Source organism: Bacillus sp. PK5-006, assembly GCF_054161415.1.
On record NZ_CP096414.1, the window covers coordinates 147,518 to 168,097 of the forward strand.

At 41.2% G+C, this 20,580-nt stretch carries 21 protein-coding genes and 1 pseudogene; 18 read left to right on the forward strand and 4 right to left on the reverse strand.

Annotation, left to right across the window (positions count from 1 at the left end; genetic code table 11):
- Positions 1-119: 119 nt before the first annotated feature.
- On the reverse strand, positions 120-479 hold the full coding sequence (locus M1D84_RS00700) for a MerR family transcriptional regulator (protein ID WP_024423948.1): 360 nt from the start codon (positions 477-479) through the stop codon (positions 120-122).
- Positions 480-780: 301 nt separating this feature from the next.
- Between M1D84_RS00700 and yidA the strand changes: the two genes are divergently transcribed.
- A complete protein-coding gene (yidA, locus tag M1D84_RS00705; RefSeq protein WP_024423947.1) occupies positions 781-1,593 on the forward strand; it encodes a sugar-phosphatase in 813 nt (270 codons plus the stop codon).
- Between the two features lie 36 nt (positions 1,594-1,629).
- Here the strand turns inward: yidA and M1D84_RS00710 are convergent, their stop codons facing one another.
- Entirely contained in the window at positions 1,630-2,637 is a 1,008-nt protein-coding gene (locus M1D84_RS00710) for a helix-turn-helix transcriptional regulator (RefSeq protein ID WP_024423946.1), read from the reverse strand.
- 129 nt (positions 2,638-2,766) lie between these two features.
- On the opposite strand from M1D84_RS00710, the gene M1D84_RS00715 reads away from it, so the two are divergent.
- Entirely contained in the window at positions 2,767-3,474 is a 708-nt protein-coding gene (locus M1D84_RS00715) for a class I SAM-dependent methyltransferase (protein WP_172881132.1), read from the forward strand.
- Entirely contained in the window at positions 3,471-4,568 is a 1,098-nt protein-coding gene (locus M1D84_RS00720; RefSeq protein WP_458106373.1) for a saccharopine dehydrogenase family protein, read from the forward strand. The genes M1D84_RS00715 and M1D84_RS00720 overlap by 4 nt, the downstream gene beginning before the upstream one ends.
- 152 nt (positions 4,569-4,720) lie before the next feature.
- On the opposite strand, the gene M1D84_RS00725 is transcribed toward M1D84_RS00720, so the two are convergent.
- Positions 4,721-6,541 (reverse strand): acyltransferase family protein, encoded by a 1,821-nt coding sequence (locus tag M1D84_RS00725; protein WP_458106374.1) that lies wholly within the window; start codon positions 6,539-6,541, stop codon positions 4,721-4,723.
- 225 nt (positions 6,542-6,766) lie between these two features.
- Here M1D84_RS00725 and M1D84_RS00730 point away from each other — a divergent pair, with 225 nt between their 5' ends.
- The 14 genes and pseudogenes from M1D84_RS00730 (at position 6,767) to M1D84_RS00795 (ending at position 19,399) form a co-directional block, all read left to right on the forward strand.
- Complete coding sequence (locus tag M1D84_RS00730) at positions 6,767-7,630, forward strand: S8 family peptidase (protein ID WP_024423943.1); 864 nt, start codon at positions 6,767-6,769, stop codon at positions 7,628-7,630.
- Positions 7,631-7,686: 56 nt separating this feature from the next.
- Positions 7,687-8,478: an SAR2788 family putative toxin gene (locus M1D84_RS00735; protein ID WP_024423942.1), complete on the forward strand. Its 792-nt coding sequence runs from the start codon at positions 7,687-7,689 to the stop codon at positions 8,476-8,478.
- Between the two features lie 25 nt (positions 8,479-8,503).
- Positions 8,504-8,965 carry a hypothetical protein gene (locus M1D84_RS00740; protein ID WP_024423941.1) on the forward strand — a complete coding sequence of 154 codons (462 nt, stop codon included), beginning with the start codon at positions 8,504-8,506 and terminating at the stop codon, positions 8,963-8,965.
- 117 nt (positions 8,966-9,082) lie between these two features.
- The gene (locus M1D84_RS00745; RefSeq protein WP_332285154.1) at positions 9,083-9,958 is read left to right on the forward strand and encodes an aldose 1-epimerase family protein; all 876 of its coding nucleotides are present in this window, start codon (positions 9,083-9,085) and stop codon (positions 9,956-9,958) included.
- Positions 9,959-10,018: 60 nt separating this feature from the next.
- Positions 10,019-10,963 carry a sugar-binding transcriptional regulator gene (locus M1D84_RS00750; RefSeq protein WP_024423939.1) on the forward strand — a complete coding sequence of 315 codons (945 nt, stop codon included), beginning with the start codon at positions 10,019-10,021 and terminating at the stop codon, positions 10,961-10,963.
- Between the two features lie 84 nt (positions 10,964-11,047).
- Complete coding sequence (deoC, locus tag M1D84_RS00755; protein WP_024423938.1) at positions 11,048-11,719, forward strand: deoxyribose-phosphate aldolase; 672 nt, start codon at positions 11,048-11,050, stop codon at positions 11,717-11,719.
- A gap of 166 nt (positions 11,720-11,885) precedes the next feature.
- Positions 11,886-13,067, forward strand: a complete 1,182-nt coding sequence (locus M1D84_RS00760) for a NupC/NupG family nucleoside CNT transporter (protein WP_017368363.1) — start codon at positions 11,886-11,888, stop codon at positions 13,065-13,067.
- A 25-nt stretch (positions 13,068-13,092) separates the two neighbouring features.
- Complete coding sequence (locus M1D84_RS00765) at positions 13,093-14,394, forward strand: pyrimidine-nucleoside phosphorylase (protein ID WP_024427551.1); 1,302 nt, start codon at positions 13,093-13,095, stop codon at positions 14,392-14,394.
- Positions 14,395-14,534: 140 nt separating this feature from the next.
- Positions 14,535-15,019, forward strand: a pseudogene (locus M1D84_RS00770) (MarR family winged helix-turn-helix transcriptional regulator).
- Positions 15,020-15,032: 13 nt separating this feature from the next.
- Entirely contained in the window at positions 15,033-15,671 is a 639-nt protein-coding gene (locus tag M1D84_RS00775; protein ID WP_024423934.1) for a nitroreductase family protein, read from the forward strand.
- Positions 15,672-15,696: 25 nt separating this feature from the next.
- Positions 15,697-15,990, forward strand: a complete 294-nt coding sequence (locus tag M1D84_RS00780) for a putative quinol monooxygenase (RefSeq protein ID WP_024423933.1) — start codon at positions 15,697-15,699, stop codon at positions 15,988-15,990.
- A gap of 189 nt (positions 15,991-16,179) precedes the next feature.
- On the forward strand, positions 16,180-18,561 hold the full coding sequence (locus M1D84_RS00785) for an immune inhibitor A domain-containing protein (RefSeq protein WP_332285150.1): 2,382 nt from the start codon (positions 16,180-16,182) through the stop codon (positions 18,559-18,561).
- A gap of 206 nt (positions 18,562-18,767) precedes the next feature.
- Positions 18,768-19,022 (forward strand): ORF6C domain-containing protein, encoded by a 255-nt coding sequence (locus tag M1D84_RS00790; protein WP_024423931.1) that lies wholly within the window; start codon positions 18,768-18,770, stop codon positions 19,020-19,022.
- A 5-nt stretch (positions 19,023-19,027) separates the two neighbouring features.
- A complete protein-coding gene (locus M1D84_RS00795) occupies positions 19,028-19,399 on the forward strand; it encodes a DUF1304 domain-containing protein (protein WP_024423930.1) in 372 nt (123 codons plus the stop codon).
- A 34-nt stretch (positions 19,400-19,433) separates the two neighbouring features.
- Here M1D84_RS00795 and M1D84_RS00800 read toward each other — a convergent pair whose 3' ends face one another.
- Complete coding sequence (locus M1D84_RS00800; RefSeq protein WP_003214630.1) at positions 19,434-19,598, reverse strand: hypothetical protein; 165 nt, start codon at positions 19,596-19,598, stop codon at positions 19,434-19,436.
- 255 nt (positions 19,599-19,853) lie between these two features.
- On the opposite strand from M1D84_RS00800, the gene M1D84_RS00805 reads away from it, so the two are divergent.
- Positions 19,854-20,510 carry a type 1 glutamine amidotransferase domain-containing protein gene (locus M1D84_RS00805; RefSeq protein ID WP_024427546.1) on the forward strand — a complete coding sequence of 219 codons (657 nt, stop codon included), beginning with the start codon at positions 19,854-19,856 and terminating at the stop codon, positions 20,508-20,510.
- The last annotated feature ends 70 nt before the right edge of the window (positions 20,511-20,580 follow it).

Below are 20,580 nucleotides of genomic sequence, written 5' to 3' on the forward strand. Positions count from 1 at the left end.
CCTTCCACTCGTTTAAGCTGACTCTAGTATAACCGATGTTTTCATTGAACGTGTACTGAGATACCTGAGCGAAGGTGTGCCAGTGACCAACACCGGCACACCTTTGGCAGCCCTTACAATCAGCTGATATTTGCTAATGTTTGCTTTGTTAACAATTGAATAGCTGCCTTCCTTTTTTTTAACTCTTGAATAGAGTGCTGGATATCTTCGACTTTTTGCTCGAGCAGCTGTTCAGCTTCTGTTTTTGACTTTTTTTCGAAAAGTGATTTGATAATTTCACGAATTTCTTTAAGTGAGAAATCTAGCTTTCTCGCTTCGGTGATAAATGACAGCATGAGTACATATTTTTTATCATATAGACGATAGCCGTTATGCGCTCTTTTGGGCTCTGGGAGCACCCCTTCATTTTCGTAAAAGCGAATGGTTTCAATATGTACTCCAGACATTTTTGACAATTTACCTCTCGTAAACGTAATCATTCCCTGCACCTCCTTTCTTTGCTATTCATCATACAATTAGATTTGCTCGTTTCAAAACATTCTATAGTGGTGGACAATTGTTCTGTTTTACTTGTTTCAAATGGGTGATCAGCACGATGAATAGAATGCGTTATAATAGAGTAGACTCTTGTGATATTTGTTACAGATAAGAACAAGTAGACAGCGTGAAGAAAAAACGATAGGCTAAAATAGGTAAATAGTAATGAAATAACCTGTCATCATCGTAATGGTGGCTCAAAATAGTGACAGCACGTTTTTGCTGAGAAAAGGGGACCAGTGAATGTATAAATTAGTCGCAATTGATATGGATGGTACGTTATTAAATGATCAACATATGGTGCCGGATGAAGTGTTTGAAGCCATTCAACAGGCTAAGGCAGAAGGGATTAAAATTGTTTTATGTACAGGCCGGCCAATTGGCGGGGTAAATCGCTATTTAGCTGATCTTCAGCTTGATCAAGAGGGAGATTATGTGATCGCCTATAATGGAGCGCTTGTTCAAAACAGCCATACAAATGAAGTGGTGTCAGAGCTGACATTATCCTATGATGACTTAACTTCGTTATATGAATTGAGCCGTCAGCTGGACACGCCGATGCATTATTTCGATTCAGCCAATTTATACACACCGAATCGCGATATTAGTGAATACACAGTGCTTGAATCCTACTTAACAAAACTGCCGCTGAAATATATGCCTGTTGAAGAGGCAGATTCATCGATGAGACTTCCAAAAATGATGTATATTGATCAGCCAGAACGTTTGGAAAAAACGATACAAGCCATTCCATCTGAAGTGAAGGAAAAGTATATGATGGTAAAAAGTACAGATTTCTTCCTTGAAATCCTGCATCCTGATGTGAGTAAGGGAAATGCCGTGAAGCTTCTAGCGAAGGAGCTGGGAATTCCTCGTGAAGAAGTCATGGCTATTGGGGATAACGGGAACGACGTCTCAATGCTAGAGTTTGCGGGCTGCGGCGTCGCTATGGGAAATGCCATTGATGATGTCAAAGCCGTAGCTGATGTTGTAACAAAATCTAATAATGAAGCTGGAGTAGCACATGTCCTGCATGAGCTGGTTTTAGGAAAATAAGAAAAGAGCGGTCTGCCAGTGCGGTAGCCGCTTTTTTTATATATTGGAGAAAAAGTAAACAAGCATACGTCTGCTGCTTAAATTCGTCTTTTGCAGCATCGCTTTCACATGATCATGAACGGTATGGGGTGAAATATATAACGTACTCGCAATTTCCTTTGTCGACTGGCCCTTTAATAAGCAGTCGAGGACGTTCATCTCTCTTTCTGTCAGCCTGTACGTTTTCGCTGCATAAGGAAGAATATCATTTGTTTGGGCTCGTTTGATGTGAATCATGATAGCCTCCTCCTGCCTGTCAGCCTGCGCCAATCGAAAGGCTTGAAGGGAAAGAAAGACCCCCGTAGGCATTCTTGTGATGCTTGCTGCTGTTTGATCGGTCCCGCCGTATAAAAGTTTAGCGCCTAATGCTCTGAACGGGCGGGGCATGACGGATTGGTCATGGATTTGTTCAAAGGCTTGAAATGTACGAAGCCAATGGAGCCCTGTCTCATTTCCATAAAGAAGCTTGTAATGAGTTGAAAGCATGAGAAATCCTTGCTGCTCCGCCGCATCATCATCTTCAGTGTCTCTTTTTTTGAAAAGCTCATCTCTCAGCTTGGCTGCAAGTGCCGGTGTTAGATCGATGACTGCTTGTATATCTCGCTTCTGAAAAGGTTCCTTGCCCTTTTGACGATAAAGGCTGGCGATACCCCAGCATTCTCCTTGAATCACAAGGGCTGCCCGCAATTCATCAGACCAACCGTTAGGTAACAAAATATGCTGATAGCGCTCGCTGTTCAAATATGCCCCGCTTTGGATGAGACTCGCAGCATGAATAGGGCCTTTGGCTAGAAACTCATGCTGATGCACGTCCCTTTTTAAAAATTCATTTTGAAAGAGCTGGTCATGAATTTCTTCAATCGGTTCATCAGTGTAGGAACCTGTCGAGAGGAGAGTGGCTGGATCGATGGTTGTGATACAGACGGCATCAAAATCAATGACAGCAGCAAGCTCGTCCCGTATGTGCTGCCTTATCTGCTGAAAATGAGTGGCTGGATTGACCACATGATCTCCTCCTCAAAAACCCCCACTTTTAGGGATCGTTTTTTCTGGTGCCTCTTTTTACAATAAAGACGTCATATCATTAGTGTACAGGAAACGATGGAAAGCGGAAAGGAACTGGAGGAGAATCATATGAAAGGAAACCAGCATTGGCAAGACCCTGTTGCTGAATCATACGCAGCAACGATTTCACATAAAGTACCCGGCTATCACCTTTTGCATGAGTTATCAGTAGATGTATTAGAAACTGAAATAAAGGGAGCGGCCTCTCGTATTCTAACTGTCGGAGCGGGTGGGGGCGAAGAGATCATCAACATGCTTCAGAGAAAAGAAGACTGGCTCATCACAGGAGTCGATCCGTCTGCATCTATGCTGGATATGGCGAAACAGCGGGTTTCACAGCTCCATATGCAGGCGCGTGTCACCTGGTATGAGACCACATTAAACAAGGTGTCTGCTGAAGCTGTTTACGATGCCGCAGTGAGCCTGCTCGTGATTCATTTTGTAGAAAATCGGCTGCCATTTTTACAGGAGATTGCCCGAAGGCTTCAACCAGGGGCCCCGTTTGTACTCGCATTTATACAAGGAGAGATGAATTCCAGCGCATTTCAGCAAGAGCTTCATATGCTGTCTCTTTTCATGAAGCGGCAAGGTCTAGGAAAAGAAGTGTTTTCGTCCTTTAATGACAGGGTGGGACGTGCAACATATCCTGTGCCTGAGGAGGAGATGAGAGGACATTTAATGGAGGCGGGGTTTCGAGACATCAGACCTTATTTTCAGGCAGGAATGATCAAAGGGCTTGTTTGCAAGCGAGGTCGTAGAGAGGCGGATGAGAGATGAGATCACAGGTGATGGTAATTGGCGGCTATGGACATGTCGGACAGCAAATATGTCTTCAGTTAAGTGAAGTGTATCCAGGGCAAATTGTTGCGGCGGGCAGGAGCTATGAGAAGGCCGAACAATTTTCACAGCAGACAAAAAGAAGGGTCCGTTCTTACAAACTAGATGTTAGTCAGCCATTACATTCTGACTGGATGGATGAAACAAAGCTGGTGATCATGTGTCTCGATCAAGATGACACGTCATTTGCTGAAACCGTTCTGCGGGCAGGCATTGATTATATTGATATTTCTGCAAAGGGGGCGTATATGGAGCAAATGGCACAGCTGGATCTGCAGCAAATCAGTGCAACGGCTTTGCTCAGTGTAGGTCTCGCGCCCGGTCTTACAAATTTATTAGCTGCAAAAGCGGCATCTATGCTTTCATCAGTGGATCAAATAGATATTGGGATTATGCTTGGGTTGGGGGATCAGCATGGAAAAGCCGCCATTGAATGGACGATTGATCATGTCCATACTGATTATGAACTTACTGAGCATGATCAGCGGAAAAGAGTGAAAAGCTTTACTGGAGGCAGACAGGTCAACTTTGGTGAACAGCTTGGAAAGCGGTATGCCTATCGATTCCCCTTCTCTGATCAACAGACATTGCCTTCCACACTTCGTGTGCCATCTGTGACGACAAGGCTTTGTTTTGATTCACGTCTCGCGACGGGTGCATTGGCCTTCACAAGGAGCCTTGGACTGACGTCGTTCCTTACACTGCCGAAGATGAAGGACAGAGCCATTTCAATGATTCAATCTTCTCAAGTGGGAACAGATCAATATGCAGTCAAAGTGGAAGCGGCAGGGACGGATGGGAAAAAGGTTCATCATGCAGCGCTTGGTATAAAAGGACACGACGAGTCTCAAGCAACAGCTCAAGTCGCCTGTGCTGCGGCCCTGCATTTATTGAACAGGCGGTTTCAGTCAGGAGTTTTTCATATTGAACAATTATTTTCACTAGCATATGAGAACGGGCTTTTTGCTTTGGTGGATCAAAAAACAAAGGAAGAGCAGGCATTAGCGATAAGAGCCAGCCTTTTGACAGCATAAAAGCAGCGTGCAGACAAACCCTCGCATTCGGTGTCAGGTCTGCGTGCCGGTGCTTACGAATGTCAAATTCGCTCCGCGCCGGTACTCGCCCTTCCTCGACTGCAAAGGTTTTCTATCACGCTGAAAAAAAGACTAGCATTCTGCTAGTCTTTTTATGATGACGTCGACACATCCCCTTTTTTCTTAATGCTTGCTGTGATGAGCTGTGTCAATGTGTCAGAACCTTTTTTTGAAAGGTGGACCCCATCGGACTGAAAATAGGATGGCTGTCCAGTAGCGGCTGAATGCCAATCGACTAAGGTGACGTTTTGATCTTGATCAGCCACTCGCTGAATGACCGCATTCACATCATTTTCCCATGACCTTGGAACCCTCGTATTCACTAGGAAAATATGTGCCTTTGAAAAGTTTTGAATGAATGCTTTCAGCGTGTCCTCAGTAAAATAACCATTTGTCCCAAGTTCAATGATAACAGCAGCATCAGATTGATTAAATGATTTGTATTGAGGGGCGATGCTGATGGCTTCGTTCATCTGTCTGCCAACTTTCCCATCGATGGTGATTTGTTTATATGCTTTTTCAAGATTCGGCGCAATGTCTAGCATGACAGAATCACCAATGGCAAGAACTTGGTGAAATTGTTTTTGATCAGCTGCTTTTTTCTCGTGCTTTTCTTTCTTTTTCTTCGCTTTTGATTCCGGTTCGGCTGTTTTTTTCGGTGCGGTCTTAATTTGCGTCACTTCCTTCACATGTGGGGAGGAAGTGGACGAGTTAGACATGCCAATGATAAATAAGATCAAAAGAGCTGCTGTGATTCCAAGGAACACCTTATTAGATGTAGACCACTGTTTGATTCCTTTTTTCCAAATAGACCAAGAGGAAAAATATTGTCTGAAACCATGCTGGCGGATCGGCTGTTCGATGAAGCGATAGGAAGCCTCAGCAACTAGTAAAATGGCGATGAGCTGCAATGTGACACGCGCTATGGAAGGCTGTCCAATTTCAATGACCGGTGTGGTTAGTACGATAATGGGATAATGCCACAGGTAAATACCATAAGACCGCTTACCAAGCCAGACGAGCGGCTGAAAGGACAGCCATTTTCCTATAAGACTAGCAGGGTGGCAGACGCACGCAATTAAGATGGCCGCATTCAGACAGAATAAAAGCATGCCGCCCTGATAGAGAAAGGCATCGAAATCGTCCACTGCATAAACACAAAGGAGGAAAATCGCAAACGAACCGAACCCGGCAATATGTAAAATACGTCTGCCAACAGGAAGTAATTTTTTGCTGGACAGTCTTTGCATAGGCCACACAAATGCCAGGCTGCATCCAATCAGGAGCGCAAATGCACGAGTATCTGTTCCATAATAAACCCTGCTTGGATCGGTATCTGGTGAATAAAGAATCGTCATCCATAAGGCAGAGACAAGTGCAAGTCCAAAGGTGATCATAGGCAGATGGGATCTGTTTTTTACCCATTTCAGCCCTGCAATCAACAGTACCGGCCAAATGATATAAAATTGCTCTTCTATTGCCAGAGACCACAAATTTTTCAGTGGAGATAGGGCATTGAAGCTATCAAAATATGAAAGTTGGTGAAAAATGTACCACCAGTTACTGACATAAAAAAAGGACGATATGGCATCGCCACGAATGGACAATAATGCGTTTGATCCAGCAATCGCGCACCAGCTGACGGTTATAAAAATCATGATGTAAGCGGCTGGAAGAAGCCTCCTGATCCGTCCCATCCAAAATGGCAAAAGCTCTTGATAGCCTAAATCCTGCTTATGTAACAAGATCGTTGTAATCAAGTAACCAGAAATGACAAAAAATAAATCAACGCCAAGAAACCCGCCGCTTGCGGGTCCGATATGTAAGTGATAAGCAATGACTGCCAATACAGCAACGGCTCTTAGTCCATTTAATCCTAAAATATAACGAAAACGATTTTCCTTGCTGTTCATGAAAATGAATCCCCCATCAATTGAAAAAGAACCTGTATTTAATAAAGGTTACTCATATATTGTATATATAATAGACGTTAACGCATAATATTTAGTTTGAATTTATTCAATAAATTTTTATTGTAAACCAGCATATATTAATATATAACATTTTTGGTTTTATATTGACTTAAAACCATAATATAGAATAATATATGAAAAAAGGAGTGGTGTTGAATCAATAGTTTGATAAAAAGATTTTTGATAATATTAATAGTTCTTTTAATTTATTTTAAGTGTTTTGAATTGCACTCAAAAAATTTAAACTTCACTATTAATATTCATCAACAGATTCCATGGGGCACAAAGTTAACAAAAAAATATGTGGAAAATAATAGAGGAGGAGAAAGTGTACGAATAGCAATAATTGATAGTGGGATAGATGGGACACATCCTGATTTGGTAGGTAAAGTTAAAAAAGGACTAAACACAATTGGCACAGGAGGAGAACAAGAGGACAGTTTAGGGCACGGTACTGCTGTAGCTGGAATAATCACAGCTAATGATAATGAAATTGGACTTGTGGGTATAACGCAGAATGTAGAGTTATATCCTGTTAAAATTCTAGATTCAACAGGCAAGGGTTCAATAAAAAATTTTGTCAAAGCTGTTCAATGGTGTATTGATAATAAAATTGATGTTATCAATGCTAGTTTTGGATTAATGAAAGATGATCCAGCTGTTAAGAAGATTATAGACAAAGCAATACAAAAAAACATAATTATAGTAGCTGCTGTTGGTAATAAGTATGGAAGAAAAATGGATTACCCAGCTGCTTATGAGAATGTTTTTTCTGTAACCGCTGTGGATAAGCATAAGAAGGTAGCTGAATTTTCATCTAAAGGAAATTACGATTTTGCTGCTCCGGGTGTAGATATACCAGTTCTTAGGCCTCATAACAATTATGCAATTGAAAGTGGCACCTCTTTAGCGAGTGCCCATATTACAGGTGTAGTAAGCTTAATTTTACAGTACCGGGAACGTTTTAATATTAATTCTGAAGAAAGTTTAAACCAACAAATATATAAAATCTTAAAAAAATGGTATTGAAGATTATTTAAATAAAATTGTTTTTTAAAACAGGAAACTCGGAGGTATAGTTTAGGATGAATAAAATAAGTAAGTTAATCTCAATTGTTATATGTCTATCGCTGGTTATAACTTTGTTTTTCCAATTTCCAAATAAAACAGAGGCTGTTACCACAAAAGATTTTCATGTTTTAGAAGATAGCAATGAAAAATATGTAATTTCACAGGAGCAAGAGGGAGTAACTGGTATTCTAACTCTAAATAAAAAAACAGCAGAAATCAGTTATCAAACTGAAGAAATTGGTAGTGAAGGTGAAAAGGTTTCAAAGGATTATGAAGTTGACTTGCAGACACTTTTAAATGATAATTTAGATGTTACGTTTAAAGATACAAAAGATGATAAGAAATATGAAGTGAATTCTGAAGATATTCAAGCATCTTTTGCATTTGTTATTCCTATTGGTATTGCTATTGGGGCAGTTCTATTAGAACATTTATTAGCTTTGGGACTTGCAGTAACAGTAGTAGGTGTTACCTATATTGCTTATTCTGAATTTATAAAAAGGAAAGACAATAAACATAATCACTTTATTGCTTATCGAGACAAAGATAAACCTCATTTATTTATTGGAAAAGGTGTAAGTCGTGCAAACGCTGTAAAAAGATTAGCTCAGAAAAAAGATACATGGTCTACTTCCAAAAGCAATGCACAATCTATTGCTAAAGCAGCCAGTCCGATTGGAAAAGTAATAGGTGCGGAAATTGACAAAAAAGGAAAAAATAAACACTATCACTATCATCCAGTTTATAAATTAAAAGGTAAATATGAAAGAACTGGAGCACATGCTTTTTTTGGCGCTCCTAGATAAGAAGTCCAGATAGAGGAGGTTTTCGATGATTGTCCTTAATCGTCAACCAAAAAAGAAGGAATACAATGCGCTCATCGATTTATGTTGTGAAGTATGTGATGAGTTCCAATTAGTTTTTAGAAAAGATTTTGCTGATTTTGCTGATTATCGTGAAATTCTAGATAAACTTTCTCCATCTCTTAAAGAAATGAAGGAAGAGTCTGAATGGGCTACCACGATTCTAGGAGATGGTCAAACAGCATATGTTTATTATTATTATGCCAATGAACACACAAAAAATCTGTTGAAAGAACTTTCGAACTCTCTATACGGGTGGATTCACCCTAATTTACTGGAGGATTTATCATTCTTCAAAAATGGGAAAGAGTGGCTGGTTTCAAGCTCACATGAAGAGGAGAGCTATATTTTTCCTGAAAACGAAGAAGAAATTGAGAGTTTAAAACAAATCAAAGGCCTTAGATGGACTATACAAGAAGATGATGAATAAGTAATTTTAACGGCTTTTCCCTAGAAGGGAGAAGTCTTTTTTATTCTAACGAACTCTTTTATACTCAAAACCAAAATCCCTGTCATAATAAAAGTAGAAGGAAAGGGGATGTGTTAAATGAGAACAATCGAAAATGATCAGTTATTGGTTCAGATTCATGAAAAAGGAGCGGAAGTCAGGGAGGTGCTTGACAAGGAAAGCGGGCGTCACTATATGTGGTCTGGTGATCCCGCTTATTGGGGCAGGGTGTCGCCTGTCTTGTTTCCGATTGTTGGGCGATTAATGAATGATCAATACAAGATTGACGATCAAACCTTTGAGCTCACGCAGCATGGGTTTTTACGTGATGTCAATTTTGATTTATATGAAGAAACGAAGCATACGGTGACTTTTCAATATGAATCAAGAGGCCGGCACGTGAAGCAATACCCGTATGAATTTACAGCGCGAATTCGTTATGAACTATTGGAAAATGGACTGAAGATTTCCTGGGAAATTGATCATGACGGAGAGGATACGATGTATTTCTCCATTGGAGGACACCCAGCATTTCGTATTCCGCTTGTTGAAGGCGAGCAAACATCAGATTATTCACTCACATTGACACCTTCCACTGAACATCTCCCTGTGCAATATGAACTGCGGAATTCACTTATCAGGGAGAAAGAAAAAGGCATTCAGCTTGAGCCGATCCAGCTTCGCCCAGAGCTTTTTCAGCATGATGCGATGATCTTTAGCCATATCAATCGAGTGTCTTTGACTTCTAGGGCAGGTCACGGAGTTGAGGTCGATCTCACTGGTTTTCCGTTCGTTGGCATTTGGTCGCCTTATGATCAAGAAAAAGGAACGATGGCTCCTTTTGTTTGTATTGAGCCGTGGTATGGCATCGCCGATAGGGAAGGGACGAATGGACAGTATAAAGAGAAGTTTGGCATTCAAACATTAGAAAAGAATGAGACCTTTCATGCCGCTTATACAATTTTCTTTAAATGAACATTTGTGCATGATGAGGTGAACGATTTGTTATGATAGAAGAAAAAAGGGGGCGTATGAATGGATCGAGAGAAACAACAGCTGAGTATTGAAGCGGCAAGGCTTTACTATTTGTCTGATTACAGCCAGCAGGAAATTGCCAAACAGCTCGACCTGTCGAGGCCGACTGTATCTCGGCTGCTTCAATATGCGAAAGAGAAGGGGTACGTCCAGATTACGGTGATGGATCCGTTTGAGGATTTAAATGAGCTTTCTTCACTGCTCAAGGAAAAATATGACCTGCTCGAAGCTCATGTGGTGTTTTCGCCAAAGGACGACTATCCAACCATCACCGATTATTTGAGCCGATTTGGTGCAGATTACTTGCAAGAGACAGTGAAAGACGGCGATATCGTTGGCGTGAGCTGGGGAACGACTATGTATCAAATTGCACAAAAGATGCAACCTAAACAGGTAAAAGGTGTAGAGGTTGTCCAGCTCAAGGGCGGAATCAGCCACTCTCATGTGAATACATATTCGGCGGAAACCATCCAGCTGTTTGCTGAGGCCTTTCAAACAGCACCGCGCTATTTGCCGCTTCCTGTTGTATTTGATAGTGCTGCTGTCAAGGAAATGGTGGAGCAGGACAGACATATTCAGCGAATTATTGAAATGGGCAAGCAGGCGAATATCGCTGTGTTTACTGTTGGAACGGTAAGAGATGAAGCACTTTTGTTTAGACTAGGTTATTTCCGTGAAGAAGAAAAAGTGCTCCTCAAGGAATCCAGTGTCGGAGACATTTGCTCACGTTTTTATGATCAAGATGGACGCATTTGCAGTGAAGCCATTAACAACCGCACAATTGGCGTGGAGCTAGATGATTTAAGGACAAAAGAACGATCCATTCTTGTCGCTGGCGGTCATCGAAAGGTGGCTTCTATACACGGTGCACTAAGAGGGAAATATGCCAATGTATTGATCATCGATCAGCACACAGCGAGGGCTCTTTTAAATGTCACAAAATAGATGAACAAAATTTCATAACCATGTTTACAATTGTTCATTCGTCATATATGATGAAAGTATCATAATTAAAAGGAAGTGTGAAGCATGACGATAGCAAAGCTCATTGATCATACAGCACTAAAACCAGATACAACTAGAGCTGCAATTATGCAGTTACTTGAAGAAGCAAAGACTCATCAATTTGCATCTGTTTGCGTAAACCCAACTTGGGTATCTCTAGCGTCGAAAGAACTAGCCGGAACAGGTGTTGATGTATGTACAGTCATCGGTTTCCCGTTAGGCGCAAACACAACAGCAGTGAAAGCATTCGAAACAAAGGATGCCATTGAAAACGGTGCAACAGAAGTGGACATGGTCATCAATGTTGCGGCATTGAAAGACGGCGAATATGATGTGGTTGAACAAGATATTCGTGCAGTTGTAGACGCAGCAAAAGGCAAAGCATTAGTGAAAGTCATTATTGAAACATGTTTACTTACTGATGAAGAAAAAGTCAAAGCTTGTGAGCTTTCAGTGAAAGCGGGCGCAGATTTTGTGAAAACATCGACTGGATTTAGTACGGGCGGTGCAACGGCTGAGGACATTGCATTAATGCGTAAAACAGTAGGACCTGACATCGGTGTGAAAGCATCAGGCGGCGTGAGAACAAAAGAAGACGTTGAGGCAATGACAGCTGCAGGTGCTACCCGTATTGGCGCAAGTGCAGGCGTTTCCATTATCAAAGGGGATCAATCAGCTCCTTCGAAAGACTATTAATTCATACGATCCTATGGTAGGATAACATTCATGACTCATAAATGATGAAAAAGTCATATGCGGAAGGAACTCACTTCTGGGAATTTCTTCCGCGTTTTGTTTGCGAAATAGGGTTTGTTCCATACAAGCGCATTAATGTAAACGAATTCATTCAAGGAGGAAAAACATGAAATACGTGATTGGTATCATCGGTTTGCTAGTGATTCTCGCCATTGCATGGCTGGCTAGTAATGGAAAAAAACGAGTGAAATTCCGTCCAGTAATTGTCATGATTGTACTGCAATTTATTTTAGGTTATATTCTGCTCAATACAGGTGTTGGAAACTTTCTAGTCGGAGGCTTTGCAAAAGGATTCCAAATGCTTCTAGGCTATGCCGGCGAAGGAATCAACTTTGTATTTGGCGGGTTAATGAATGATAATGCGTCCACTTTCTTCATCAATGTTTTACTGCCGATCGTCTTTATCTCGGCGTTAATCGGTATTCTGCAGCATTGGCGTATTCTTCCGCTTATCGTACGCGGAATCGGATATTTGCTTAGTAAAGTGAACGGTATGGGGAAACTAGAATCTTACAATGCAGTAGCGTCTGCGATTTTAGGTCAATCAGAAGTCTTTATTTCTATTAAGAAACAGCTTGGATTATTACCTCAGCAGCGTCTTTATACATTATGTGCATCTGCAATGTCGACGGTATCGATGTCGATTGTTGGTGCGTACATGCAAATGATTAAACCAGAGTACGTGGTTACAGCACTTGTGCTGAACCTATTTGGTGGATTTATTATCGCATCAATCATCAATCCATATGAAGTGTCTAAGGATGAAGACATGCTTGAAGTCGTTGAGGAAGAAAGACAATCCTTCTTCGAAATGCTTGGCGAATACATTATGGATGGTTTCAAAGTAGCAATTGTTGTTGCTGCAATGTTGATTGGATTCGTTGCATTAATTGCGATGATTAATGGTATCTTTACAGCAGTCATCGGTGTTTCTTTCCAAGATGTACTTGGATATGTCTTTGCTCCATTTGCGTTCCTTGTCGGTGTACCTTGGAGCGAAGCAGTACAAGCAGGAAGCATTATGGCGACCAAAATGGTATCGAACGAATTTGTTGCGATGCTCGCTCTATCTGGAGACGGCCTGCATTTCACTGCTCGTACAGAAGCGATTATTTCTGTATTCCTTGTATCATTTGCGAACTTCTCTTCTATCGGCATCATTGCTGGAGCAGTCAAAGGCTTAAACGAAAAGCAAGGAAACGTAGTCGCACGCTTTGGATTAAAGCTGTTATTCGGTGCAACTCTTGTCAGCTTCTTAACAGCAGGCGTTGTCGGTTTGATTTACTAATTTAAAAAAAGGAATGGTGAAAACAATGAGAATGGTAGATATCATTGCGAAAAAACGTGACGGAAAAGAATTAACTTCAGAGGAAATTTCTTTCTTTGTCAAAGGTTATACGGACGGAACAATTCCTGACTACCAAGCAAGTGCCTTGGCTATGGCGATTTTCTTCCAAGATATGACGGATCAAGAACGTGCAGACTTAACACTCGCTATGGCGAACTCAGGAGATACAATTGACCTGTCTGCCATTGACGGTATTAAAGTAGACAAGCACTCGACAGGCGGTGTAGGCGATACAACAACGCTTGTACTCGCTCCTCTTGTTGCGGCACTAGATGTACCTGTTGCGAAAATGTCAGGGCGCGGTCTTGGGCATACAGGCGGTACAGTGGACAAGCTTGAAGCGGTCAAAGGCTTTCACGTAGAAATTACAAAAGACGAATTCATCGAGCTCGTGAACCGTCATAAAGTAGCCGTTATTGGCCAATCAGGCAACCTGACACCAGCTGATAAAAAGCTGTATGCTCTTCGTGATGTGACAGGAACTGTTAACTCAATTCCGCTTATTGCAAGCTCCATTATGAGTAAGAAAATTGCTGCTGGTGCAGATGCGATTGTACTTGATGTGAAAACAGGCGCAGGTGCTTTCATGAAAACACCAGAAGACTCAGAAAAGCTTGCAAAAGCAATGGTACGCATCGGAAACAACGTAGGCAGACAAACAATGGCGGTTATCTCTGACATGTCTCAGCCGCTAGGATTAGCGATTGGAAATTCCCTTGAAGTGAAAGAAGCGATTGACACACTCCGAGGCGAAGGTCCTGAAGACTTAAACGAGCTTGTGCTCACATTAGGAAGTCAAATGGTCGTTCTTGCGAAAAAAGCAGACACACTTGATGAAGCAAGAGAAAAGCTGATTGAAGTGATGAAAAACGGCAAAGCACTTGAGAAATTCAAGGAATTCTTAGAAAACCAAGGTGGAGACAGCTCAATTGTGGATCAGCCTGAAAAACTGCCGCAAGCACCTTACAAAATCGAAGTACCTGCAAAAGAATCAGGTGTCGTAGCTGAAATCGTCGCGGACGAAATCGGTGTTGCAGCGATGATCCTTGGAGCAGGACGCGCAACAAAAGAGGACGATATTGACCTATCTGTCGGCATCATGCTGAACAAAAAAGTAGGCGATCGTGTTGAAAAAGGAGATTCACTTGTGACTCTGCATGCGAATCGTGAAGATGTTGCAAATGTCATGGAGAAAATTTATGACAACATCCGCATTGCTGATCATGCCGATGCACCAACATTGATCCACACAGTCATTACTGAATAAAGAAAAAGGACAAAAGTGATTCGTCGCTTTTGTCTTTTTTTATGCTTGTCATTTTCTATTGAAATAAAAAAATTCACTTTATGAAACAAACCTCTTGCAATCATCAAACAATGGGTGTATATTAATTGACGAGTCAATGATTGATATATCAAGTAATTGATTTCTGAATAGAAAAGAGGGGATGGCATTGACTGCATTTTGCTCTGAAGAGGCAGAGGTATTATATCGTTTGCAGTGCGTGAACCGTATGATGGGCGTGAAGTTCGAAGCATGCACGGGCATCAGCCAATCAAGACTTGAGTTGCTATCGCTGTTATTCCAAGCCGATGAAATCAGCCAATCAGATTTGCAGAAAAAAGTAAATATTGATAGTGCAGCTGTGACGCGTCATTTAAAACAGCTAGAAACAAAAGGAATGGTCACACGCAGAAGAAAACCAGAAGATAATCGAGTCACACTTGTCCGCTTAACAGAAGAAGGCAGAACGAGAATCGAAGCTTCTAAAATAGAAAAAGAACGATTTATCTCAGAAATGCTTGAAAACGTAAGTGAAGAAGAACGAAGGCTTCTCACTGATGTGCTCATCCGTATACAACAAAACATCGAAAAGATTCAAACAACCTAAAGGAGTGTTACACATGGCTACAACATTAAAAACAAACGATTTTATGGAAATTATGAAAGGGCGCCGCTCTATTCGTAACTATGATCCAGCTGTGAAAATCAGCAAAGAAGAAATGACAGAGATTTTAGAAGAAGCAACAACTGCACCATCATCAGTAAATGCACAGCCTTGGCGCTTCATGGTTATTGACAGCCCAGAAGGAAAAGAAAAGCTTGCACCACTTGCAAAATTCAACCAAACTCAAGTGTCAACATCAGCAGCTGTCATTGCAGTATTTGCAGATATGAAAAGCAATGAATACTTAGAAGAAATTTATTCAAAAGCAGTAGAGCATGGCTACATGCCGCAAGAAGTGAAAGAAAGACAAATTGCTGCATTAACTGCACACTTTGAGGTTCTTCCGGAGCAAGTGAACCGCGAAACCATCTTAATTGACGGTGGGATTGTGTCTATGCAGCTTATGCTTGCTGCACGTGCACACGGTTATGATACAAATCCAATTGGCGGATATGATAAAGAAGTCATCGCTGAAACATTTGGATGGGATAAAGAACGTTATGTACCAGTCATGCTGCTATCAATTGGGAAAGCAGCCGACGAAGGCTATGCATCTTACCGCTTACCGGTTGATCGTATTGCTGAGTGGAAATAATATCTTTTCAAAAGGAGACGATCAAATGATTATTATTCATGCAGGGATGACCATTCATCCAGAAAAAGAAAACGTATTTTTAGAAGAAATCAATGAGTTAATGAAAGCTTCACAGGCTGAAGAAGGCAATGTTTCCTACAAGCTGTTCAAGGATACAGAAAAGGAAAATACCTTTTTAATGGTAGAAGTGTGGAAAGATGACGCTGCGGTTCAGAGCCATAATGCAAGTGCTCATTTCCAGGCTTTCGTCGCGAAGGCAAAAGAATTCTTAGCCGCTCCACTTGACGTGGTTGCATTTCAAGGCCAGCAGCTTTCATAGAAAAACAACAAACACCCTAGGCGGTTAACGCCTAGGGTTCTTTTATTTTCGACAAATGGTTCCACCCCTTTCATTCACGTATTGTGCATTTTCCACAAAATTTCTGAAAATAAAATGTTTTTCGACTTAACTATATTGGAATATGCTAGAATTAGATATTATTTATTACCAAAATAGGGAGGAACCAATATGAAAAAAGGGAAATGGACGAAAATTGCACTAACCGCTGTCCTAAGTTTAGGCACATTGACAGCTTTCAGCACCCCTCTATCTGCCCACACCACAGAAAAATCAACATCCTCTGATGGCGGTCATTATTCAGGTATTCCATTTGACTCAAGTGTCGTGAATGAAGACCGTCTTGTCAAAGCCTTGAAAAAACAAGGAAAGATCAAAAAGAATGCCAATGAGGCAGAAACCCAAAAAGCATTAAAGAACTATCTAAAGAAAAAAGAAGAATCAGCAATGAAACAAAGTGCCAGCACCTTAACAGAAGAGCCTGAATTCCTGAAAGAATACAAACAAGAGGTACATAACAAACTTGCCAAAAAGAAAAAATTAAAGAAGCATAAAGGAAAAGAAAGCAATCAAGTAAAACCGGTCAAAAAGGAAAAGTATAAAGGTGATGTCCGCAATGATAAAGTATTGGTTTTATTAGTAGATTTTAAAGATTATAAGCATAATAGTATTAAAAAAGAAGAGACTGATATGTACTATGACAAGTACGATCAACAGCACTATCAAGATATGCTTTTCGGAAAAAATGGCTACATCGGTCCTGATGGGAAACGGAAAGTATCCATGAAGCAATACTATGAAAAGCAGTCCGGCGGCAGTTACACAGTCAGTGGAACAGTTGCAGGATGGTATACAGCGAAGCATGAAGCAGCTTATTACGGCGGGAACGTACCTGACGATTCAGGCAGTGACGGCAGACCGCGCGAATTGGTGAAAGAAGCACTCGAAGCAGCAGCAAAAGATCCGAATATTGATCTCAGCGAGTATGATCAATGGGACCGCTATGATATTGATGGCGATGGTGTTTATAACGAGCCAGACGGCATCATTGACCATTTGATGGTCGTTCACGCCGGTGTAGGTGAAGAAGCAGGCGGCGGACAACTTGGCGCTGATGCGATTTGGTCACACCGCTGGTCACTTGGTGATGTATTTGAAATTCCGGATACTGAATCTGAAGTTGGTCAAGGCGGGAAATTAGGTGCGTTGGATTACACCATCGAGCCTGAAGATGGCGCAGCAGGTGTGTTCACACATGAATTCGGACATGATCTTGGTCTTCCTGACGAGTACGATACACAGTACACAGGCAGAGGAGAGCCCGTTTCTTACTGGTCGATCATGTCAAGCGGAAGCTGGGCAGGTAAAGTTCCTGGTACGGAACCAACAGGCTTTAGCCCATATGCGAAAGAAATGCTTCAAAATCTGCATGGAGGCAACTGGCTTTCTGGACAAACCATCGATGGTAAAACATTAAAGAAAAGCAAAACAGTATTAATTGATGAAGCAGCAACAAAAGGAACGAACCATGATGCCGTTCGAGTCGATTTACCAGATAAAGAGATTGTCGTCACGACACCTGTTCAAGGGAAATATTCGTACTTCAGCGGAACGGGTGACAATTTGAATGCAACCATGACGACAACAGGTATTGATTTGTCAAAAGGAAGCAAAGCAGAGCTGACATTTAAAGCATGGTACGATATTGAAGAAGATTATGATTATGCGTATGTCGAAGTGCGTGAAACAGGGACTGATCAATGGAAGACCATCGCGGGTAACATCACGAATGATCGAAATGAAGCAGGTGCAAACGAAGGCAATGGCATCGACGGAAAATCAGACGGCTGGGTAGATGCAGCCTTTGACCTGTCTGCTTATGCAGGGAAGAAAATCGACCTGCAATTCCGTTACACAACTGATGCAGGCTATTCACTTCCAGGCTTATTCGTAGATGACCTGAACATCACGGCAGATGGAACGAAAGTATGGTCAGATGATGCCGAGGACACGTCTACTTTTACCTTTAATGGATTCTCAAAATCTAATGGAAAACAATATGCAGCACAATACTATTTACTAGAGTGGCGCTCTTATGCTGATGTCGATAAAGGCTTAAAGCATATTAAACGCGGGGCAAGTCTGATGAGCTATAATAATGGGTTGGTCGTTTGGTATGTCGATCAATCATACAGTGATAACTGGGTAGGAAAACATCCGGGGAACGGCTTCCTTGGCGTAGTAGATGCAGATCAGCAAGTATTAAAATGGAGTGACGGTTCCATTGCCGCCACAGGGTTCCAAGTACACGATGCAGCATTCTCTTTGAATCCAAGTACGAAGCTGAATATAGATTATACAGCAACAACGGGCTTAACTTTGCAAGATCGCTACATTCGCCCGGCTCGTACATTTAGTGATAAAAAGAACTATGTGAATCCAAACAACCCAGATGCAGGACGCGATGTACCGACATATGGGTTATCCTTTAAAGTCGTTGGACAAAGTAAGGATCGTTCTGTTGGAAAGGTGTTAATTTCGAAAAGTAACTAAATAGAAAGCCGGATTCTACCATTGAATCCGGCTTTTTGATATATAAGAAAAGGATTGTGAGGGCACGATTGTTTTTTAAATCGAATGTCTGTTCTTTTTTATTTTGATATCCGAATGAAACCATTATATAATAGACACTGGAAGGTTTTTCTTTCAACCATGATTCTTTTTAGCTGTTAAAACAAAGGAAAGGATGAGCGTTACCAATGAGTTGTGTCACTGCCAAGCAATTAAAGGTGATTCGAGGGACGATGCAGACTTTTTGCAGCCATTTGGAGTATGCTGGCCACGGTAAGCTTCATATCAATACCATCATGGCTTTTATTAAAAAGGAATTCGGCGTGAGAAAAATGAAAGACATTCCACAAAGTCGCTTTACAGAAGCGCTAGAATTGATACAAGACTTTGATTTATACACGGACAAAATAGAGATTCGTGAACGTCTACCAGAAAGGAATTAACTAAATTGAATATTTTAGCAATGATTTTAGTAGGAATTGTCGCTTTAGAACACATTGTCATCATGTTATTAGAAATGTTTTTTATGGAATCAAAGATGGCGAAGCGGTCTTTTAAGCTGCCAGAACACTTGCAAAAAGATCCAAATGTCAAAGTGATGTTTGCCAATCAGGGGCTTTATAACGGGTTTTTAGCTGCAGGACTCATTTGGGGGCTCATTCTTGGATCGAATACCGTTGGATATATGATTCAGCTGTTTTTCATTCTTTGTGTGCTCATCGCAGCAGTATTTGGCGGTGTAACATCCAATAAATCAATTATCATCAAACAAGGAGTACCAGCACTGCTTGCACTCATTGCACTGATGCTGGCGATCTAATCTTAAATAAAGCCGCCCCTAGTGAGGGCGGCTTTTATCTTTTTCGAAGACCCATCAAACGAATAATGGATGTTAGACAAAGGGCTACGGCAACGGCCAAAATGATTTTTCCGTACATGACCCCCGTTAGGTTCATCAAAAAGACGGCCAATATAATACAGAGCGTGATGATGATCATCACAATCGAATAGGTTTTCATCTCTTTTCCACTCCTTTAAAAATCCCCTCATGTGACGAGAGAACTGTCAATCTTTCCTCATATTATATCACTCAATGACAATTTTACATGAAATTCCCTACCAATAGAATGTGACATATTGATTAGATTTGGAGTCATACCATATTTTTTAGAAAATCGGGTATAACATAATGAGCTGGCCTAAAGTCATATTGCTTGATATTTAATTGTGCAAAATATAAAATAGCCACAGGATAAATCGAAAGGATGATCAAGATGAGTAAGAAAGTGTTATTAGTATCGACAAGCAGCCCGGAAATGAATGGACATCCAACAGGCTTATGGCTAGAAGAGTTAGCAGAGCCATTTCATATTTTTAAAGAAAATGAACTAGAAGTACAAATTGTCTCTATTCAAGGTGGCACTGTACCAATTGACAAAAATTCAATTCCTGAAGGTGTCCCAGCGCAATATCAAGATGTATATGAATTACTTCAAGACACAAAGGCGCTTACAGATGTGAATCCCGCTGATTATGACGGAATTTTCTTTGCTGGAGGGCACGGGCCTATGATCGACTTTGCGTCTAATCAACTGGTAGCGGATGCGATCTTAGCGGTTTCAGATAAAAATGGTGCGATCGGAGCCGTTTGTCATGGTGTTTCAGCATTCGTTGATGTGAAGGACCAAAATGGCAAATCATTTATCGAAGGCAAAAAAATCACAGGCTTCACAAACGAAGAAGAGGAAGCCGTTCAGCTGACATCAAAAGTTCCATTTTTATTGGAAACAAAACTTCGTGAGCAGGGGGCAGCGTTTGAAAAAGGAGATGCCTTTGCGCCATTTGCTGTTGTTGACGGACAAATCATCACTGGACAAAACCCGGGATCAAGTGCAGAAACAGCACGCTTGTTTGTCAAAACCATTGCATAAAACGATCAAAACCAGTCGTAACTCATGCGGCTGGTTTTTTTGTTATAAAAATGTCCCAAAAAAGACCAAA